Annotated in this window: 20 protein-coding genes; 6 read left to right on the forward strand and 14 right to left on the reverse strand. The window is 35.3% G+C overall.

Features of this window, described 5'->3' with window-relative positions; all coding sequences use genetic code 11:
* Window positions 1-33 precede the first annotated feature (33 nt).
* Entirely contained in the window at window positions 34-399 is a 366-nt protein-coding gene (locus PHV37_07135; protein ID MDD3237853.1) for a YraN family protein, read from the forward strand.
* On the opposite strand, the gene thiS is transcribed toward PHV37_07135, so the two are convergent.
* The 7 genes from thiS to PHV37_07170 form a co-directional block, all read right to left on the reverse strand.
* Window positions 396-590 (reverse strand): sulfur carrier protein ThiS, encoded by a 195-nt coding sequence (gene thiS / locus PHV37_07140; GenBank protein MDD3237854.1) that lies wholly within the window; start codon window positions 588-590, stop codon window positions 396-398. The genes PHV37_07135 and thiS overlap by 4 nt on opposite strands.
* Window positions 574-1,383, reverse strand: a complete 810-nt coding sequence (gene surE / locus PHV37_07145) for a 5'/3'-nucleotidase SurE (protein ID MDD3237855.1) — start codon at window positions 1,381-1,383, stop codon at window positions 574-576. The genes thiS and surE overlap by 17 nt, the downstream gene beginning before the upstream one ends.
* 30 nt (window positions 1,384-1,413) lie before the next feature.
* Window positions 1,414-2,511, reverse strand: a complete 1,098-nt coding sequence (aroB, locus tag PHV37_07150) for a 3-dehydroquinate synthase (protein MDD3237856.1) — start codon at window positions 2,509-2,511, stop codon at window positions 1,414-1,416.
* A complete protein-coding gene (locus PHV37_07155) occupies window positions 2,492-3,025 on the reverse strand; it encodes a shikimate kinase (GenBank protein MDD3237857.1) in 534 nt (177 codons plus the stop codon). The genes aroB and PHV37_07155 overlap by 20 nt, the downstream gene beginning before the upstream one ends.
* 2 nt (window positions 3,026-3,027) lie before the next feature.
* On the reverse strand, window positions 3,028-4,215 hold the full coding sequence (gene aroC / locus PHV37_07160) for a chorismate synthase (protein ID MDD3237858.1): 1,188 nt from the start codon (window positions 4,213-4,215) through the stop codon (window positions 3,028-3,030).
* Between the two features lie 206 nt (window positions 4,216-4,421).
* On the reverse strand, window positions 4,422-5,297 hold the full coding sequence (locus PHV37_07165) for a flagellin (protein MDD3237859.1): 876 nt from the start codon (window positions 5,295-5,297) through the stop codon (window positions 4,422-4,424).
* A gap of 473 nt (window positions 5,298-5,770) precedes the next feature.
* Window positions 5,771-6,628 (reverse strand): flagellin, encoded by an 858-nt coding sequence (locus tag PHV37_07170; protein MDD3237860.1) that lies wholly within the window; start codon window positions 6,626-6,628, stop codon window positions 5,771-5,773.
* 324 nt (window positions 6,629-6,952) lie between these two features.
* Here PHV37_07170 and pheT point away from each other — a divergent pair, with 324 nt between their 5' ends.
* On the forward strand, window positions 6,953-9,406 hold the full coding sequence (pheT, locus tag PHV37_07175; protein ID MDD3237861.1) for a phenylalanine--tRNA ligase subunit beta: 2,454 nt from the start codon (window positions 6,953-6,955) through the stop codon (window positions 9,404-9,406).
* A 350-nt stretch (window positions 9,407-9,756) separates the two neighbouring features.
* Window positions 9,757-10,383 (forward strand): type II secretion system protein, encoded by a 627-nt coding sequence (locus PHV37_07180; GenBank protein MDD3237862.1) that lies wholly within the window; start codon window positions 9,757-9,759, stop codon window positions 10,381-10,383.
* Between the two features lie 189 nt (window positions 10,384-10,572).
* Here PHV37_07180 and PHV37_07185 read toward each other — a convergent pair whose 3' ends face one another.
* Window positions 10,573-10,839, reverse strand: coding sequence for a hypothetical protein (locus PHV37_07185; GenBank protein MDD3237863.1), 267 nt, complete (start codon window positions 10,837-10,839; stop codon window positions 10,573-10,575).
* Between the two features lie 218 nt (window positions 10,840-11,057).
* Here PHV37_07185 and PHV37_07190 point away from each other — a divergent pair, with 218 nt between their 5' ends.
* Genes PHV37_07190 through yqeK form a run of 3 tightly spaced genes read left to right on the forward strand, consistent with a single transcriptional unit; the run spans window position 11,058 to window position 13,121 of the window.
* Complete coding sequence (locus PHV37_07190) at window positions 11,058-11,948, forward strand: hypothetical protein (protein MDD3237864.1); 891 nt, start codon at window positions 11,058-11,060, stop codon at window positions 11,946-11,948.
* Window positions 11,949-11,950: 2 nt separating this feature from the next.
* Window positions 11,951-12,550 (forward strand): nicotinate (nicotinamide) nucleotide adenylyltransferase, encoded by a 600-nt coding sequence (gene nadD, locus PHV37_07195; GenBank protein ID MDD3237865.1) that lies wholly within the window; start codon window positions 11,951-11,953, stop codon window positions 12,548-12,550.
* Complete coding sequence (gene yqeK, locus PHV37_07200; GenBank protein ID MDD3237866.1) at window positions 12,531-13,121, forward strand: bis(5'-nucleosyl)-tetraphosphatase (symmetrical) YqeK; 591 nt, start codon at window positions 12,531-12,533, stop codon at window positions 13,119-13,121. Before nadD ends, yqeK begins: the two co-directional genes overlap by 20 nt.
* On the opposite strand, the gene PHV37_07205 is transcribed toward yqeK, so the two are convergent.
* The 6 genes from PHV37_07205 to PHV37_07230 all read right to left on the reverse strand — a co-directional run bounded on the left by PHV37_07205 (window position 13,118) and on the right by PHV37_07230 (window position 19,175).
* Entirely contained in the window at window positions 13,118-13,471 is a 354-nt protein-coding gene (locus tag PHV37_07205; protein ID MDD3237867.1) for a hypothetical protein, read from the reverse strand. The genes yqeK and PHV37_07205 overlap by 4 nt on opposite strands.
* 62 nt (window positions 13,472-13,533) lie before the next feature.
* Complete coding sequence (locus PHV37_07210; GenBank protein MDD3237868.1) at window positions 13,534-14,718, reverse strand: FprA family A-type flavoprotein; 1,185 nt, start codon at window positions 14,716-14,718, stop codon at window positions 13,534-13,536.
* A gap of 113 nt (window positions 14,719-14,831) precedes the next feature.
* Window positions 14,832-16,091, reverse strand: coding sequence for an aspartate kinase (locus tag PHV37_07215; protein ID MDD3237869.1), 1,260 nt, complete (start codon window positions 16,089-16,091; stop codon window positions 14,832-14,834).
* Window positions 16,092-16,098: 7 nt separating this feature from the next.
* A complete protein-coding gene (locus tag PHV37_07220; GenBank protein MDD3237870.1) occupies window positions 16,099-17,808 on the reverse strand; it encodes a DUF3808 domain-containing protein in 1,710 nt (569 codons plus the stop codon).
* A 1-nt stretch (window position 17,809) separates the two neighbouring features.
* A complete protein-coding gene (locus tag PHV37_07225; GenBank protein MDD3237871.1) occupies window positions 17,810-18,301 on the reverse strand; it encodes an HAD-IA family hydrolase in 492 nt (163 codons plus the stop codon).
* Window positions 18,294-19,175 carry an N-acetylneuraminate synthase family protein gene (locus tag PHV37_07230; protein MDD3237872.1) on the reverse strand — a complete coding sequence of 294 codons (882 nt, stop codon included), beginning with the start codon at window positions 19,173-19,175 and terminating at the stop codon, window positions 18,294-18,296. The genes PHV37_07225 and PHV37_07230 overlap by 8 nt, the downstream gene beginning before the upstream one ends.

Consider the following 19,175-nt stretch of genomic DNA (forward strand, 5'->3'; position numbering starts at 1 on the left):
TCAAAAAAGTTCCAGTGCGTGTATAATATAGAAATGAACAACTTTCACAACAAACAAGTAGGAGCTTTCGGAGAAGAATTTTCGGCAAAATATCTCGAAGGTATTGGCTATAAAATTCTTGACAGAAACTGGCATTTTTCGAAAAATTGCGAGCTCGATATTGTTGCAAAAGAAGGTAACACTCTTGTTTTCGTAGAGGTCAAAACCCGTTCTACAACTTCATTTGGGCACCCTTTAGAAGCAATTACTCAGGCAAAACTCAAAAAAGTTTACACTGCTGCGATTGCATATATGCAACAAACAAAAGAAAAATACAAAAATTATAGAATTGACGCTATTTCAATAACAGGGCTTAAAGACCCAAAAATTGAGCACCTAAAATCTATTGGTTTTGATTAATTTTTTGCAAAAACAACAAGTTCAATGCTATCGCCATTTGTCAAAATAGTAGTATCGTAAGCCTCTTGAACTATGAGTTCGCCGTTTAATTTAACTACATAAAGTTTGGGCGTATCAATATTTTTCATCATTTGAGAAATACTGATATTTTCTTTAACTTCTTTATTTTCACCATTAAAAATTATTATCATATTGCATCCAATCGCATTTTCCGTCTTTACAGAAAGCGTTTTCCAAATCAGGAATTATGCCACTATTTGTAATGTCAAAAGTCACAGGAGTAATCGAAACCCTGTTTGAGCGAATTGCATTAATATCAGAATCGTTTTCGCCACCGTCTTTAACGAATTCGCCGGCTAACCAATAGTATGTTTTGCCTCTCGGGTCAACTCTTTTTTCATACTCATCAGTATAAGTTCTTGTTCCCAGTTTTGAAATAGCCACCCCGACTATATCCTCGGGGGCAATTGACGGAACATTTACGTTCAACATAGTTTTTTTAGGAAATTCAATTTCTTTTATTTTTGGAAGAAATTTTTTGACAAAATTAGCGGCAAATAAAAATGAATTTTCTGTAAAATCTCCGCCACAAAGTGATACAGCCATACTCGGAATCCCCATCAAGGCTCCTTCCATTGCACAACTTACGGTTCCTGAATAAAACACATCAGTTCCCAAATTCGGACCATGATTAATGCCGGAGATTACAAAATCCGGTTTTTCATCTTCAGCTAATATCGCACTCAATGCGATTTTCACACAGTCACCGGGCGTTCCTGTGGTTGTCCAGCAACGTTTGTTGCCATATCTGGGCTCCAACTCATCAACTCGCAAAGGCGAATTCAATGTCAAAGAATGCCCTGCGGCACTTCTTTCTCTATCTGGGGCTACTACATATACTTCGTGTTCTTTACCTAAAACACTGGACAAAACTCTTATGCCGTTTGCATTGATTCCGTCATCATTTGATATTAAAATTTTCATAGTTTGAATTATAACATAATAAAATGCACCTTACAACGCCTTTGAAAATACGGAGTATAAGGTTTTTGTATCGATATCGTTGAAAATTTGGACTTCTTTTTCTTTAACCGGAAGAACAAACCTCAATTTTCCGCCGTCTACTTTTTTATCAAGACTCATTGCCTCAATTAATTCATCAGGATTGAACACAACGGATTTATCAAATTGGAAATCGAATTGTTTTATCAAATTCATACCTCTAACGAAGTAATTATCAGAAATCAAATCTTTCTCAAGTGCTGTAAACAAAGAAAGTTCCACCCCTTTAGCAACAGCTTCTCCGTGAGTATAAATTTTATAGTCGGTAACTTTTTCAAAAGCATGAGCAAAAGTATGTCCAAGGTTTAAAATCGCTCGCAAACCTTTTTCTTTTTCGTCTTGGTTTACAACGGAAGCCTTTAAAGAGCAAGAGATTTTAATTATTTCACGTAAAATATCCTTGTCACGCATTAGGATTTTTTGGGCATTGTTTTCCAAATATTCAAACAAGTTATAATCGACATTTGCTCCACAAGTTTTCTCGATAAAAGCATATTTAACAACCTCGCCTAAACCTGTTTTAAGTTGTCTATCGTCAAGAGTTTCAAGTATTTTTGTATCCGCCAAAACAATTTTTGGCTGATAAAACGCTCCGAGCATATTTTTTCCTAAAGGGTGATTAACGGCAACTTTTCCACCAACAGAAGAATCAACTTGTGCTAAAAGTGTCGTTGGAATTTGTATAAAATCAAGCCCCCTTTGGTAGATTGAAGCCGCGAAACCTGCCATATCTCCAATTACACCGCCACCAAAAGTAACAATCGCATCGTTTCTTTCGAGTTTCATTTCCAAAGCTTTATCAGTTATTTCCTGCAAAACCTCTATATTTTTGTACTCCTCGCCATCCGGCAAGACCAAATATTCGGCTTGAGGAAGCGAAATCGCACAATTATAGATAGAAAATATTGTTTCATTAGTCACAATCAAAAATTTCTTCGCATTCGTAACCTTTTTTATATAATCATACGAATTTTTTAATATGTCATAACCTATAATGATAGGATATTCGCTCTCTTTTTGAGCTGCTATTTTAACTTTTAATTCTTGCATTCATTATACCTAATATTTCAACAACTATCTGACTTACCTCTTTACCTGAAGTTTCAATTATGTAGTTTGCATTTTTGTAATTTTGTTCTCTTTTTTCAATTAGCATTAACAATTTTTTTTTGAGATTTTCACCGTTTAAAAGAGGCCTTGAAGTATCTCCTTCAAGACGTTTCAAAAGCTCATCAACATCTGTTTTAAGATAAAATACTACACCATTTTTCTTCAATATTTCAAGATTTTCATCTCTTTCCAGAATACCACCGCCTGTAGAAATAACAAATTTCCCTAAGTGTTTATATGAAATAATCTTCTTTGCAATTTTAGTTTCCATATCTCTAAAATACTTCTCTCCTTTTTCTTTATCAGCGAAAATATCATTTATACTTTGGTTTTCAAGATTTACAATCTCTTTATCAATATCAATAAAAGCATAGTCAGAATAAGCTGAAATAGAATTTGCAACAGTCGTTTTCCCCGACCCCATCATTCCGACTAAAACAATATTTTTCTCCATAACTACCTTTCAGCAAGCATTTCTTGATATGATGCATAATTTCTTTTTATTTGTTCAAAATTATCAGAGCCGAATTTTTGCAAGAAAGCATCCGCCAAAACAATTGCACTCATTGCTTCTGCAACCACTGCACAAGCAGGGACAGCACAAGTATCAGAGCGTTCAAAATGAGCCTCGTACGCTTGATGATTTTTGATATCGACAGATTTTAAAGGGCGTTTCATTGTCGGGATAGCTTTCATAGAAACATGCATAACCAAATCTTCACCATTAGTCATTCCGCCTTCAATTCCGCCTGCATTATTGGTTTTTCTAACATATTTTCCGTCTTCGTAGAAAATTTCATCATGTGTGTTAAAACCTGAATGTTTAGCAACAGCTTTTCCCATTCCAAATTCAACAGATTTTACGGCAGGAATACTCATAACAGCTTGAGCCAAAAGCCCGTCAAGTTTCCTATCCCAATGCACATGCGAGCCTAAACCGACAGGAAGCCCTTTGAATATGACATCAAAGCTTCCGCCCAACGTGTCGCCGACTTCTTTTGCCTTATCAATTTCAGATTTCATGGTTTGAGCGATATTATCGTCATAGCACCTTACGTCACTGTTTTCAGCTTTTTTTAAATTTTCCAAACTATAAGTTACGCTGTCTAATTTTGCCTCTCCTATTTGCGTTACAAGGGAAAAAGCGTTAATTGAAAATTCTTTGAGAAGCGATTTCGCAACGGCTCCAACGGCAACTCTCATAGTGGTTTCTCTTGCACTTGAGCGTTCGAGAATATTTCGAACATCTTCTTGGTTATATTTTATAACACCTGATAAATCAGCGTGCCCCGGGCGGACTTTAGTAATTTTTTTGTTTTCTATTAATTCAATATTTTCAGAAGTTTGCTCGACTGCTTCTACTGACATAGGAATTGTCCAATTTGCCCAATCCTTATTTTTTACTTCAAGAGATATCGGGCTGCCTATTGATTTACCAAATCTTACGCCAGATAATATTTCGACTTTATCAGCCTCAATAGCCATTCGCCCACCACGTCCATAGCCTTTTTGGCGTCTTGCAAGCTCGTTGTCTATAAAACTTTTATCGATAGAAAACCCTGCGGGAAGCCCCTCTATAATAGCATTCAACGCTTGTCCATGGGATTCACCCGATGTTAAAAATCTAAATAATTTAGTGTCCATATTTGCCCCTTCTCCCTAATATTGTATCGGTAAAAGGGCTAATTGTAAATGTTTTGAGCAGTTTAATTTCAGATTTCAAATCGAGTTCGGAATGACAGGGAGGCAAGATGACTGTTTATATCAAATTTTATTAACCAGCAAAAAGCCCGAAGATAAATCCTCGGGCTTAAGACTTGCTATCACTAGCATTAATCGGGTTGCGATAACTAGATTAATGACAATGCAATACTTGGAACTTGGTTTGCTTGAGCTAACAATGAAGCTGAAGCTTGTTGCAAGATTGATTGTTGAGTGAAGTTTGCAGATTCTGTAGCAACATCAGCATCCATGATTGTTGACTTAGATGATTGCATATTTGTTATTGTAGTTGTCAAGTTATCTAAGTTTGATGTCAATCTGTTTTGGTAAGCACCAATATCTGCCTTTTGTGCTGTTACAGTATTTAATGCTGTATCTAATGTATCAAGGTAAGCAGCAGATTCAGTAGCGAATGTAGCTAAAACAAATGTTCCGCCATCAGCAGCTTTTTTCATTTCTCCTGATAGAGCAATCTTCAAGCCGGTGTCGCCTGATGATGAATCTTTGAATACATTTTCAACTGTAATTGAGTTTTCAGTTGCATCTGCGTTTGCACCAACTTGTAATCTCATGTCGGTCATTGTACCGTCTAAAAGTTTTACACCATTGAATTGAGTTGATGCAGCTGTTTTGTCGATTTCAGCCAAACGAGCAACCATTTCTTTTACGATAGCTTTTGATGAATCTGATGAATTTACACCGTTAGCTGCTTGGTTTGCTAGTTCTCTGACACGGTTGATGTTGTCTGTAATTGAGTTCAACGCACCTTCAGTTGTTGATAACACGTTTGAACCTTGTTGAATGTTACTTTGAGCTACTTGTGAACCTTTAATTTGGGTATTCAAGTTAGTTGCGATTGACAAACCTGCTGCGTCATCTGCTGCAGTGTTGATTTTGTAACCGGTTGACATTCTTTCTAGAGCTTTACCCATTGCTGATTGAGCTTTGTTCAAAGAGTTTTGAGCTGTCAAAGACAAGGTGTTTGTGTTAATAACGATTGCCATAAGTGATTCTCCTTTCAATTGAGATTTCTACTTCCTTGTAGAAAATATTAACTATAATCTAACCAAAGCCAAGCCTCGTAGATGGCATCTACGTTTGTGACGACTTAACTTTCACATATTCATAATAGTTGTTTTTTCTGCAACATTTAATTCCTATAAAGTTACATATTTCTATGACTAAAGTATGATTTTCAAGTAACGCTGTCCTAGCATCTTGATATGGTCCATCTTTTTAAAGAAACATACTTTTGCCTATATCTTAAAAGTTCCCTGTTAGAATCATAATTAACCAATTGTTAAATTATTTTTACAAATGTACACATAACACTTTTATTTGTGCAGTATCGAATAAATATAAAGTAATTCAAAAGGCATATGAAATATTAGGCTTATACTTACAACCAAAAAAAAAAGCCGGACGAGCCGGCTCATGAATAGTATGTATGTATTTATCGAAAGTTTTTTTGTTATTTTTATCCTAACAATTTTAATGCTATCGCAGGAACTTGATTTGCTTGTGCCAACAATGATGCTGACGCTTGTTGCAAGATTGATTGCTTTGTAAATTCTGAGGATTCTGTTGCAACATCTGCATCCATTATCGTTGACTTTGATGCTTGCATATTCGTAATCGTTGTATTCAAATTTTCTGTATTGGATTCTAATCTGTTTGTATAAGCACCAATTGCTGACCTTTGAGCAACTAATGTTGTTAATGCTTTATCTAATTTGTCTACGTATGAAGCAGCTGCGGTTACCGCTTTTTCGTTGCTATCATATGTTTGTAAATCGGCAGGAAGTTGAATATCCAAATTTGCAGTTCCGCAATCAGAAAATACGTCTGTAACGGTAATTGAGTTCTCCGTTGCATCTGAGTTTGCACCTACTTGTAATCTCAAATTCGTTATTGAACCGTCCAAAAGCTTCAATCCGTTAAATTGCGTTGATTGTGCGGTTTTATCAATTTCAGAAAGTCTTGCTGTCATTTCCTTAATAATAGCTTTTGTTGAATCTGATGAATTAATTCCGTTTGCCGCTTGAAGTGATAGTTCTCTGATACGTGTTATATTGTCATTAATTGAACCTATTGCTCCTTCTGTTGTTGATAAAACGTTTACACCTTGTTGTATGTTATCCTTCGCTACTTGTGAACCCCTGATTTGTGTGTTTAAATTCGTCGCAATTGACAAACCCGCTGCATCATCTCCTGCTCGGTTAATTTTGTATCCTGTTGATAATCTCTCTAATGCTTTCGTCATTGAACTTTGTGCCTTGTTCAAAGAGTTTTGTGCTGTAAGAGCTAACGTGTTTGTGTTGATGACAATTGCCATAATTGATCTCCTTTCAATAAAACCTACATCCGTGTAGTTTTCTATTCAGTTTTTCTAATACTATTCATAAACTCGCAAACCCATGTAGCAGTAACGCTCAAGACGTTCACTTAACATTTGTTTACATTCACATAGTACTAGTTTTTCAACTGATTAAGAATTATTCTAAAGTTAGAAATCCGCTATACCTAAGTATGGTTTTTTAATAAAACTTAACAATTTGTGTGCTTTTTCTTCATCTTCCAACACAATTAAAGTGACATACTACTGCCTTTGTTATAAAATTTTTCTGTAACTATATATAATTAATAAAGGTTAGAGAATATGCAAATTTCGTTAGAGTGGTTAAATGAATTTATTGATTTGAGTGATGTTTCCGCTGAACAAGTGGCTCACGAACTCACTATGAGCGGTCTTGAAGTAGAAGAAATTGAAACAATAGGTCCTAAATTTTCAAATATAATCACGGCTAAAATAGTCGATATTAAACAACATCCAAATGCTGATAAATTACATCTTGTCGATGTAAACACAGGAAGCTCCGTTAAAACTGTCGTTTGCGGCGGTCAAAATATTGAAATAGGTCAAATTATCCCTTACGCTTCTGTCGGTTCTAAAGTTTTGGATAGAAAAACAGGCGAACAATTTGAACTTACACCTGCAACCATAAGAGGCATTGAATCTCAAGGTATGCTCTGCTCTCAAGACGAACTCGGGCTAAACAAAATGCAAGAAGAAGATGGCATTTTAATCTTAAACCACATATATGACGATTTACAATTGGGGCAACCTTTAGAAAATATTGTAAACATCAAGGAAGACAAAGTCCTTTATATCGCCCCTACTGCAAATAGAGGCGACGAAATGTCCGTAATCGGTGTTGCCAGAGAATTAAGCTCACTTTTTAACAAAAAAATGTCTTTTTCTAAACTTGAAGCAACTCAAGACTTTTCAACAAACGATTTTTCAGTAGAAATTAAAGACGAAGATGTTTGCAAATATTACTCTGCAGGTCTTTTAAAAGACGTAAAAATTAAACCTTCACCAGCATGGATGCAAAGAAGACTAGAAGTTTCCGGTATCAGAGCGATAAATAACGTAGTGGATATTACCAATTACGTTCTACTTGAATACGGACAACCCTTACACGCTTTCGATATGGACAAACTGGACGGCTATTTATGCGTAAGGCGTGCTGAAGAAGGCGAAAAAATCATCACTCTTGATGGCATCGAAAGAAGCACCACGAATGATACCGTGTTAATTGCGGACAAAGATAAAGGCGTTTGCGTCGGAGGCGTTTTCGGCGGTGAAAACAGCGAAATTGATGATAATTCTAAAAATATTGTCCTTGAATCTGCATACTTTACTCCTGCTTCTAACAGAAAATCCGCTCGTAGCATTGGATACAGAAGCGAAGCTTGTGCAAGATTTGAAAGAGGCGTCGATATAGAATCAGTGAAACCTGCTCTTTTGCGTGCTATGCAATTAATGGTTGAGCTCGCTGACGCCAAGGTCGACGGCATTGTTGAAACCGGCAAAAATGAGCTTGAACCAATCGAAATAACTTTAAGATTTAATCAAATAAAAAGAATTTTAGGTTGCGAAATAGAACCTAAAAGATGTATTGAAATTCTCGACAAACTTGGATTTGAATTAATCGGCAAAAATGAACTCGCTGCAAAATTTAGAGTTCCCAGTTTTAGAATTAATGATGTTACAAGAGAAATTGACTTAATAGAAGAAATTGCCCGCATAAACGGCTACGACAAGATTGCACCGACATTGCCACGCAAAACACAATCTCCTGAAATAAGAGAAGAAACTAAATTGTTGAAAAAAATCAATGATTTATTCTTGGGCTACGGATTTGACGAATCAATCACTTCTTCTTTAATCGGCGAACCGATATTGAAACAATATGGGCTTAACTACGACAAAGATAAAGCGGTTTGCGTTATGAATCCGCAATCCGAAGACCATACAATGCTAAGACAAACCGTTATTGCAAACTTATTGCAAACTACAAAATCAAATTTCGACAACGGTCAAAAAACAGTATGGCTATATGAAATGGGCAAAGTCTTTTTTAAAGAAAATGAAACAACCAAAATAGATTCTGGCGTTGTTGAATCAAGAATGTTGTCAGGAGTCATATCTGGTGATATTCACAACAGCTTGTGGATTAAAAATGCCGGCGTAGATTTCTATACATTAAAAGGTGTTATCGAAAGTTTACTCGGACTTTTGGGATTGGAAAACAGGGTTAAAATTAATCCTGCCGATGATTGCAGCTACCTTCACCCCGGAAGATGTGCAAAGCTTGTCTTATTAGGCAAAACGCCTAAAACTGTAGGATACTTCGGGCAACTTTACCCAATCTTAAAAGACAAAATGAAGCTTCAACAAGATTTATTCTTATTTGAAATCAATCTTGAAGAATTGTTATCAGCTGTATCTTTGCACACAGTCAGATATAAAAAATTGCCGCAATTCCCATCTGTACAAAGGGATATTGCTTTTGCTATCAAAGAAGATGTTTCGCATGAAAAAATATCTAACGTAATCAAAAAATCAGCTAACAACAAATTGATCAAGGGCAGCGACCTTTTCGACATCTACCAAGGCGAGCACATTGAAGAAGGATTCAAGAGTTTAGCATTCAGAATTACGCTCCAAGATGAATCGGCTACCCTCACCGATGAAGTCATTGAAAAAGAAGTAACCTCAATCAAAGCAGGACTCGCTAAAAACTTCTCTGATGTAAAATTCAGATAGGTTTTACAGTGTTGGAGGCGATTGATTAAGCTAAAGACATTCAGAAGTTAGCTTGAAAAAGTTATATGTAGAGTTCTCTGCCATTGCGAGGAGGGCGGGAGCCCGACATGGCAATCTATAACTATAGTTCAAATGGATTGCTTCGCTTCGCTCGCAATGACGTTTTACAGTGTTGGAGGAGCTTAACTAAGCTAAAGACATTCAGAAGTTAGCTTGGAAAAGATATATGTAGAGCTCTCTGTTACATTAAAAAATACAAAAAGTAGAAAACAACATTTCTCCCTTTACAATAGCGGTGGAATTGGTTAAAATGGGGATGTAGTTGTTTGAGTTAGAGACGAGGATTTGTTTTGCATTTAATTAAAGAAAAAAACCGTAAGAGTGCATTTACTTTAGCGGAAGTGTTGATTACATTAGTCATCATCGGTGTAATTGCGGCTTTAACAATTCCGGCACTTTTGAATAACACAAATAAAGAAGAATATAGAACAGGTTTGAAAAAAGCAGCCTCAATGCTTCAACAAGCAGCTAACCTTGAATATGCTGAAACAGGTCGTAACTCAGAATCCTTCACTAATTCGCAAGACTGGTATGACAACTTCTTCAGCAAAAGGTTCAATATCGTGAGCTCTATGCCCTCGTCTAACAGCAAAGCTGTCCACTCGGGAGCGGGAGAAAGTGGAAACCTAACATTCTATACAGCTGACGGTATGGCTTTTTCTATAAACGGAGCAGATGGCGGCTGTGCAGTAATTATTGATATAAATGGAGACAAGTTGCCTAACGAATTCACTCTATCAAAAGACAAACTACTAGACGGCTATATTATTACTCTAGAAAACTATAATGATGCAACAGATAAGGGTACCTATGGGGCTATGGATATATACCCTTTTGGACCTTCCGCTTGTATTATCGGTGGAGATAATGCTTATGATTGCGTCAATATCAGCGGCGGAGAAGACGAGGATAGATAAATCTTACAAATAGACAAAAAGAGGCTTTTCGCCTCTTTTTTATAGGTATTTTTACTAACAATGCACGCAGGTTTATAATGTATTGAATTGACTCAAGAGGTTGAACCTACGAATTATAATGAGGGCACGAACGCAGATTAACAAATCAAATACAACACTCTCGTACAAAATATAAAGGACAAATCAAGTCTAATTAAGCTCATTATCAGCATGCGGAAGCTGTGCCGAATACTCAACCAAAACTCTTGATATATCAGAACTATTGATTACAACTTCCAATAACATTTGGGCATTTATCAATGTCTTTTCAACATATTCCATAGTATCCGTATCTAAAGCCTCAAACTCAACAAAATCACTTCCTACATAATTTATCTTGCCGTATGATTCACCACCGGCCCATTTTAAATATACCATTTGCTTTTCAAATTGCTTTAATTTTTGTACCATTTGCATAGCCAAAACTCCAAATACCAGTCCTTAACGACACTATCATAATATAGCTTATATATTTAATAGTCAATTATTGTTAAAGAATATTATAATATCAACTTTAATATTTGAATTTTTAAATACTTTTTGTTATCCTATGAAAAAAGCTTATTTGAAAATTTGAAGCAAAAATTTTTTTTACGCTTTTTTAGATATAGGAACACAGGTTGAACCGCATAATTATGAGGAAAATTCCCTTGACCGCTACTTTAACAACTTCGATGTCTCAAACATCACAAAATATTGCTCTAAACAACTTCGAACCTAATAATGACTTTGAAGATGTTTATATTTCACTTTCCGAAATATTTGAAAAAGAATTAAATAAAAATGACTCTATTTTAATTAAAGTCGATAAATCTGCAATTGCGAAAATGGCAATGTTTCTTTCAGGCTCAATCGACCGCTCTGCTTCAATCGGCATAGCTGGTGAAACTGCCAGTGGCAAATCTACAGTTGCTCAAGATATTATTGATACTATAAGCACTTTTGCTGAAGATTATAAAGTTAAAAATGCGATAACAAGAATTAACACAGACGACTATTACTACGACCGCTCTGATATGGTTCAAAAAGCAGGCTCTTTTGCTGAATTTGCAAAAGATTACGACCTTGACGTCCCTCAAGCTCTTGAACTTGAACTTATGAAAAAACATATCTTTGAATTATTATCTGGCAAATCCGTCATGCTTCCTAAATACGACATGTCCGGTACTGCCATCAGATATGATAATTATAGTTTAGCTAATCCTTCCAAAATTGTTATTTCGGAAGGATTATTTTCACTTACGGAAAAAATTCGTGACGCTTTCGATTTTAAAATTTACGTCGATGTCAGAAACCACATCCAAGCTGAAAGATTTTACATCAGAGCCGCAGAACGAAACCTTGGCGACTCTGCTCAAAGAATATATGAAAACGCATCGCAAAAAGCTGAAATTTACATTCGCCCATGCAAAGAAAATGCTGATATAATATTATCAGGTGAGGCTGATAGAGATAACTACAAAGCTTTCTTAAACAACCTTATCGACTATGTTATATCACTTCATTTCAGTGAGGCTAAAGTATAAAAATGAGACTTTGTGTCTATCAAGGCACTTTCAATCCTATTCATAATGCACATTTGGAAGTCGCTCAGTTCGTTTATGAAAATTTTAACTTTGATAAATTATTGTTTATTCCTGCGTTTATACCTCCGCATAAGCATAATTACAAATTTGACGGTGAGCTTGCCCAACATCGATATAATATGCTCAATTTAGCACTTGAGGATTATCCTGCGTTTGATTTAAGCGACATTGAATACAGAAGAAATGAACCTTCTTATACATATTACACTATTCAGGAAATTTATTATTCTATGCCTATCAAAGAAAAAATCAGCTTTATTATCGGAACTGACGCCTTCCGCAACATCGACTCTTGGCATCAAGCTTATGAATTAAAAAATATGGTTGATTTTATTCTGTTTGTTAGAGATGATAACTTTGACGAAACTGAATTTCTCGAATTGAAAGAAAACGGATTCAACTATCAACTCGCAAAAATGCCTTACCACAATATTTCATCCAGCGAGGTAAGAAAAAGAGTTAAAGAAGGTCGAAAAATACACAAACTTGTACCCCACGAAGTAGCTAATTATATAAAAGAATATGGTTTATACAAAGATTAATACTGAAAATATTTTAAAATGGCTCAATGAAAATCTGTCAGAAGAACGGTTTCATCACTCTTTAGGTGCTATGGACAGTGCTGCAATTCTTGCTGAAAAATTTGGTAAAAATGTCGAAAAATGTAAAATCGCCGCTCTCCTACACGATTGTGCAAAATGTGTTCCAAATGATGATTTAAAAGAACTTTTGCTTAACAAATGCAGCAGCTACGAAGAATGTGAGCTTATCAACCCGAAAACTTGGCACGCTCCTGTCAGTGCATACTACGCCAAAGAAATCTTCGGAGTTGAAGATAATGAAATACTCTCCGCTATAAGATGGCACACGCTCGGCAAAACTGATATGTCAAACTTCGAGATGATTATTTTCTTAGCAGACAAAATAGAACACAACACTAGAGAGCCTGAGTACAGAGAACCTATCGAAAAAGCTATCTATAAGCATAACTGTCTTGAAAAAGGTATGTTGAAAAGTTTCAAACTCACAATAAAAAGTCTTATGAAACGCAAGTTGACTATTTGCATGCAAACAGTTGACGTGTATAACGAGCTAATCAAAAAACTATATTAAGTCTTTTGATTACTGCTTTTTGGTTTATTATTATGTGCGGGATTAGACGGCTCTGATTTTTCAATTTTTGATATAACTTCTTTTTTAGGGAGCTCTATTTTTTGCACTTTCTTGGGATTCAAATAAGTAGAAGCATACACTGATTGTGCTTCATAAGCTGCTGCTGCGTATTGAGGTGAAGCATATACATCTTTGTAATTAGTTATATTTGCGTAATCAGAAGGATTTGAACAGACAAAAGTATCGACATTTTTTGGTTTTATAGGAGCTGTTTTTGGAGCTTTTACTTTATTAACAACTTTTTGAACCTGCTTTATATTTGATGTTACCGGATTTGTGTTAATTCTCATAAAAAATCACCTGTCTTTGAATGTACAAAAACAGGTGAAGAAAAAAATTGCTTTTACTGAAATTACATCAATCCGAGTTCTTTGTGTTTTGAAACAATTTCATTGCATAATTCATCAAGTTTGGCATAAGTATCCTCTTTAGGTTGTCCTTTTGTCAATATATATTCGAATTTATGAGGCTTTGCCAAAGAGAACATATCCTCTAATTTGCCTGTTAAATTGCCCCCCCAACCAAAAGAACCTATAATTCCAAGATTTTTAAACTTGGGTCTTAAAGCTGAAAGTAAATAAGCGGTCGTAACCATTGCCGGATGAGGACCCGCCAAGACCATAGATGCCGCTAAAATAATCGTCGGAACATTAACCAACAACATCGCCAGTTCACCATGATCTTCGGAAACAGTATCAAACAAAATAGGCTTAATGCCTGCCGTTTCTAGCTTTTTGGCTAAATATTTTGCCATCATCTCCGTGCTTTCGTACATCGAAACATAAGGTATCAACACTGAATTTTCTAAATAACTCCCCGTCCATTCGTCATAAAGATTATAAATAAATTCAGGATTTTTATAAATCGGTCCATGGCTCGGTAAAATCATCTCAGGATTAATTTCTTTCACTGTCTTTAAGTGTTTTGCTGCAAACGTCCTAAACGGCATTATAATCTCCGCATAATATCTTTTGGCTGCGACTTTTAATTCATCTGAATCATCAGCAAACATTCCGCCTGTCGTATAATGTGCACCTAAAAAATCACAAGTACAAAGCAACTTATCTTCTTTTATATACGTAAACATTGTATCAGGCCAATGAACCCAAGGTGCGAAAATAAATTGAAGCGTTTTTCCACCCAAGTCGATTTCATCTTTATCTTGAATTACTGTAATTTTTTCATCCGGTAACAACAACATTTCTTTTATTATTTCTTTGCATTTTGCATTGGATATGATTTGAGCCATCGGATACTTTTCAATTAGCTTAGGCAAAGAACCTGAATGGTCCTGTTCCCCATGGTTAGCTATAATATAATCAACCTTCTCAATACCATTTTCTTCTAAATTTTTAATATACTCATCTGTCTTTTTGGGATACATTGTGTCAATAATTGCAATTTTGTCTTTCCCCTCAACTATATAAGAATTATAAGTTGTACCCTCCGGCAACGGAACAAGCTGGTCAAACAATCTTCTTTCTTTATCTTTTAAACCGGCAAAAAAAACTCCGTCTTTAATTTTTTCAAATTTCATATTTAACCTTTCAATTAAAATTTTAAAATACAATTTCAATTATGCAACATTTATACAAAAAAGTGCACCCCTAATGGTACACTTTTTATAAAAATTAATAATAATTATTATTTTTACACGTTAGGCAAATCACCATGTACAACGGCAACTTCATCAGTTTGCAAATTAAATTCTTTGCACAAGACTTTTATTGCATCATTTGCCATTTCTTTTTCTACCAAACAGCTGATTTTAATTTCTGAAGTTGCTATCATTTTTATATTGATATCAACGTCTGCCAAAGCCTTAAACATAGCCGCCGCAATACCAGGTCTGTCTACCATTCCTGCACCTACGATAGATACTTTAGAAATATCTTTGTCGACATATAATTCGCCAGCTTTGAGTTCGGATTTGACATTATTCATAATTTCCATAGTAGTGTCCAAATCTTTTTCATCAACCGTAAAAGCTATGTCATTAGTTTGATTAGCTCTCGCATAAGATTGAATAATCATATCAACACTTATATTGTTTTCGGCAAGAACGCTGAATATTTTAGCAGAAGTTCCCGGAGCATCCGGTACCTCTGAAATAACGATTCGGACTTGAGAAGAGTCTGCAGCAACGCCTGCCACGGGTCTATATATTTCCATATTTTCAACTCCTATAATTAATGTGCCTAAATTGTCTAACTCAAATGAACTGCGAACTCTAATTGGAACTTGGAACTGTTTTGCAGTTTCAACAGAACGAGGATGCAAAACATTCGCCCCTACTCTGGCAAGTTCTAGCATTTCTTCATAAGAAACGACGTCGAGCTTTTCAGCATTCGCAACAATTCTTGGGTCTGTAGTATAAATACCCTCTACATCGGTATAAATATCGCATCTTTCTGCGTTCAAGGCAGCAGCAATAGCAACAGCAGAAGTATCAGAGCCGCCACGACCCAATGTCGTAATTTCCCCATCAGGTGTAACTCCTTGAAAGCCTGCTACTACTATTATTTTACCTTCTTTAATATGTCTTTCCAATTTATCGGTTTTAATATCAACAATTCTTGCTTTTGTATGAATACATTCTGTTATAATACCAACTTGTTGAGCATTCATACTTATAGCATCATAGCCATGTGATTGAATTGCCATCGTCAACAAAGCAATAGAAACTTGTTCTCCTGTAGATAAAAGCATATCCATTTCACGAGAACTGGGAGTTTCTGCAACTTCTTTTGCAAGTTTTACCAGATAATCCGTAGTATGTCCCATTGCTGAAACAACAACTACTACATCGTTACCATTTTTCTTTTCTTTAATAACGGCGGACGCAACATTGTGTATTTTTTGGGCGTCTGCGACAGAGGTTCCGCCAAACTTTTGTACAATTATGCTCACTTTTTTCTTAATGCCTCTCGCTTGTTTTTAATGTTTCCAGTATTTTTGTGTTTTCTTTTTCCCAAGCAGCTTCCTCAGGATAGTGGTCGATAACTTTATTGCAACACTCAATTGCAGTGTTTATATTGTAATCCGAAGGTGAAAGTTGTGCAAGATTCGTATAGATGATTGCACTAATATGCAAAAATTCTTGCGTATTTCTTTTTTCATCAGATATATCTTGAATGAGCCCAAGTGCTTCGTGGGGACGCTTTAAGCCCAACAAGGCTTCTGCTTTTACATATTTTGCTGCTAAAAAATTGTTATCAATTGTTAAGCAATAATCTGATTTTTCAATAGACTCTTTAAACAATTTCAGTTTTAACAAAGCAAGCGAGTACATGAAATTTATCTTGGAGGATTTTGGCTCCAATTGGTAGGCGTGTCTGATTTTTCTAATAGCATCTCGGTCGTTGCCCGTTTCCATCAATAGATTAGAATAATTGAGCAATGCTTCAATATGGTCGGGTAAATATTCAAGAGTTGTCTCATAATATTCCATGCTTTTTTTGATATCTCTTAAATGATAGTAGCAATTTGCGATGTAAAAATACAAAAATGACGATTTTCTTGAAAGTTTTACAGCTGACAAAAACTTGTTTAATGCATTTTCATACTCTTGTTTTTTGTATAAACAAAGCCCGATATTTGCAATAGCGTCAGCGTTTTTCTCTTCAGTTTCTAAAATCTTTTCAAATATTTTCATTGCTTCATCAATGTTATTTTCTTTCATGAAGCAAATCCCTAAGTGCATTAATACTATATTATTAGTTGGGGCGATTTGAAGTGCAGTATAGAATTTTTCTTTAGCTTCTTTTATCAAATTAAAGTTTTGAAGGGCAATCCCCCATGAAATATAAAATTGGGGTGTTAAATGTTCATTATTTTGGGCTTTTTCATATATAGAAAGACATTCGTCTTGTTTTTTCAGCATCATCATTGATTCTGCCATCAATAGTTGGGATTCTATACCTATAGGAAGAATCTCATGTGCTTTTTTTGCTTCATTGTATGCAACTTTATAATTTCCAAGTTTAAAAAACGCTAATCCTTTATAATAAAAAGCTTGAGGATGCACGGGGTAAAGTTCTAAGACAGCATCAAATTTTTCAATAGACTCGTCATAATTTTCTGTTTCAAAAAGCAGAATGCCCCACAAATATAAAGCGTGGTAGTTTGTCGGGTCATAAAAAAGAGCAAATTTAAACATTTCTTTTGCTTTTTCTCTTTTTTCTTGGCGTGCCAATGCTACGCCGTAGTTTACATAGACTTCTGGATTTCCTGAGTCTATTTCTTTTGCTTTTTTAAAGAAATATTCAGACTCTTTATACTGTCCCATTTCAACAAGGGCAGTGCCCCACAAAGAATATGCTCTGACATTTTTTGCATCTAATTTTAAAGTTTTTCTGAAATTTTCAATAGCTTTTTCATACTGACATTTTTTCGCATAAACGATACCCAGATTCAAGTATGCACTCGGGGTTTGTTGAGCCATTGCGATGGAGGTTTCAAATTTTTCGATAGCCTTATCAAACTCATTTTTATTTGCTAAATATATCCCCCAATTTACATACGCCAACGACGGAAGCTCAACCACTGCCGTACGCTTCTTGTAATCAGTAGTATATTTATCAAGTTTTTTTATAGTTTTAAATATTGTTTTTATAAAATTTTTCATGCTATTTCATTTGCAAAAGCTTGTCGATGACTTCTCTAAAAGCCCCGTCACCACCTGCGTTTTTTGTAATCATGACATTTTTTAAGCTCTTAACTTTTTTATTTGCATTTGGAACCGTTACAGCATTCCCCACAAATGATAAGCTTTCAATGTCGTTAACGTCATCACCTATATATATTACTTCATCTTGAGTTAAAGAATATTTTTCCATTAATTGTTTTAAAACAGGAAGTTTTGGTCTTATATCTTGAAAATCTTCCATTGCCTCGAATTTTTTAGCTAAAAAATCTATAGCAGGGGTTTTTTCTCCGGAAATTATTGCAACCTTGTAGCCATTTTTTAATGCTTGAGAAACACCCATCACATCTTTGAAACTGATTTTTTTAATAGAGTGTAAATCCTTGTCAACAAAGGCGGTTCCATCTGTAAACACGCCGTCAAAATCACTTACGATTAGTTTAATATTCTTTTTTAGTTTTAATCGTTTAAACATTGACCGTTTTGACCCTTCTCAATTTTTTGATAATAGGTTTTTCTGACTCATAAACAATTTTTTCACCATTGCCTGCAATTCGAGGGACTAATCTTATATCTCTTACCAGCCTGAATAGTCCGTCAGGTTCAAGGCTTGCAGCTTGGTCAGAGCCCCAATTCGTTCTGTCATTTGTTATATGTCTTTCAACAGAAACCGCTCCGTAAACAACTGAAAGCGTAGATGGAGTCAGTCCTCTTTCGTGCCCTGAGTATCCAATAGGGCAATCATATCTGTTAGCTAAAGATTGAATTGCGGTTAAATTAATTTCATCGTTATCCGTAGGATAAGTAGATGTGCAATGATAAATAATCAAATCTTTTAAGCCTAAAATTTCAACAGCATGGTCGATTTCTTCAATTGTACTCATTCCGGTAGAAATTAAAACCGGCTTGCCTTTGCTTCTTGTATATTTCAACAAATCGTCATCTGTTAAAGAAGCAGAAGAAATCTTATAGCAAGGAGGATTGAATTGGTCGATAAAATCAACTGATTTTTCATCCCAACATGAAGCAAACCACATTATGCCTTTTTTCTTGCAATATTTGTCGATTTCATCATAGGCTTCAAAATCGAATTCCAAACCTCTTTTGAGGTCACCGTTCGTATCGCCGAAGGGGTTTTCTCTTGGCATAGCCAGCTCTTCTTTAGTGTAGACAATATCAACAGTTCTTTTTTGAAATTTTACAGCGTCACAGCCTGCCATAACTGCTATATCAATAAGTTTTTTGGCTAGTTTAACAGAGCCGTTATGATTAATCCCGATTTCTGCGATTATAAAAGTCGGTTCACCGATACCTACTTTTTTTCCCCCTATTAGCACATATTTATTCAT

This window comes from Candidatus Gastranaerophilales bacterium (assembly GCA_028693235.1).
Classification (GTDB): domain Bacteria; phylum Cyanobacteriota; class Vampirovibrionia; order Gastranaerophilales; family Gastranaerophilaceae; genus JAQUVW01.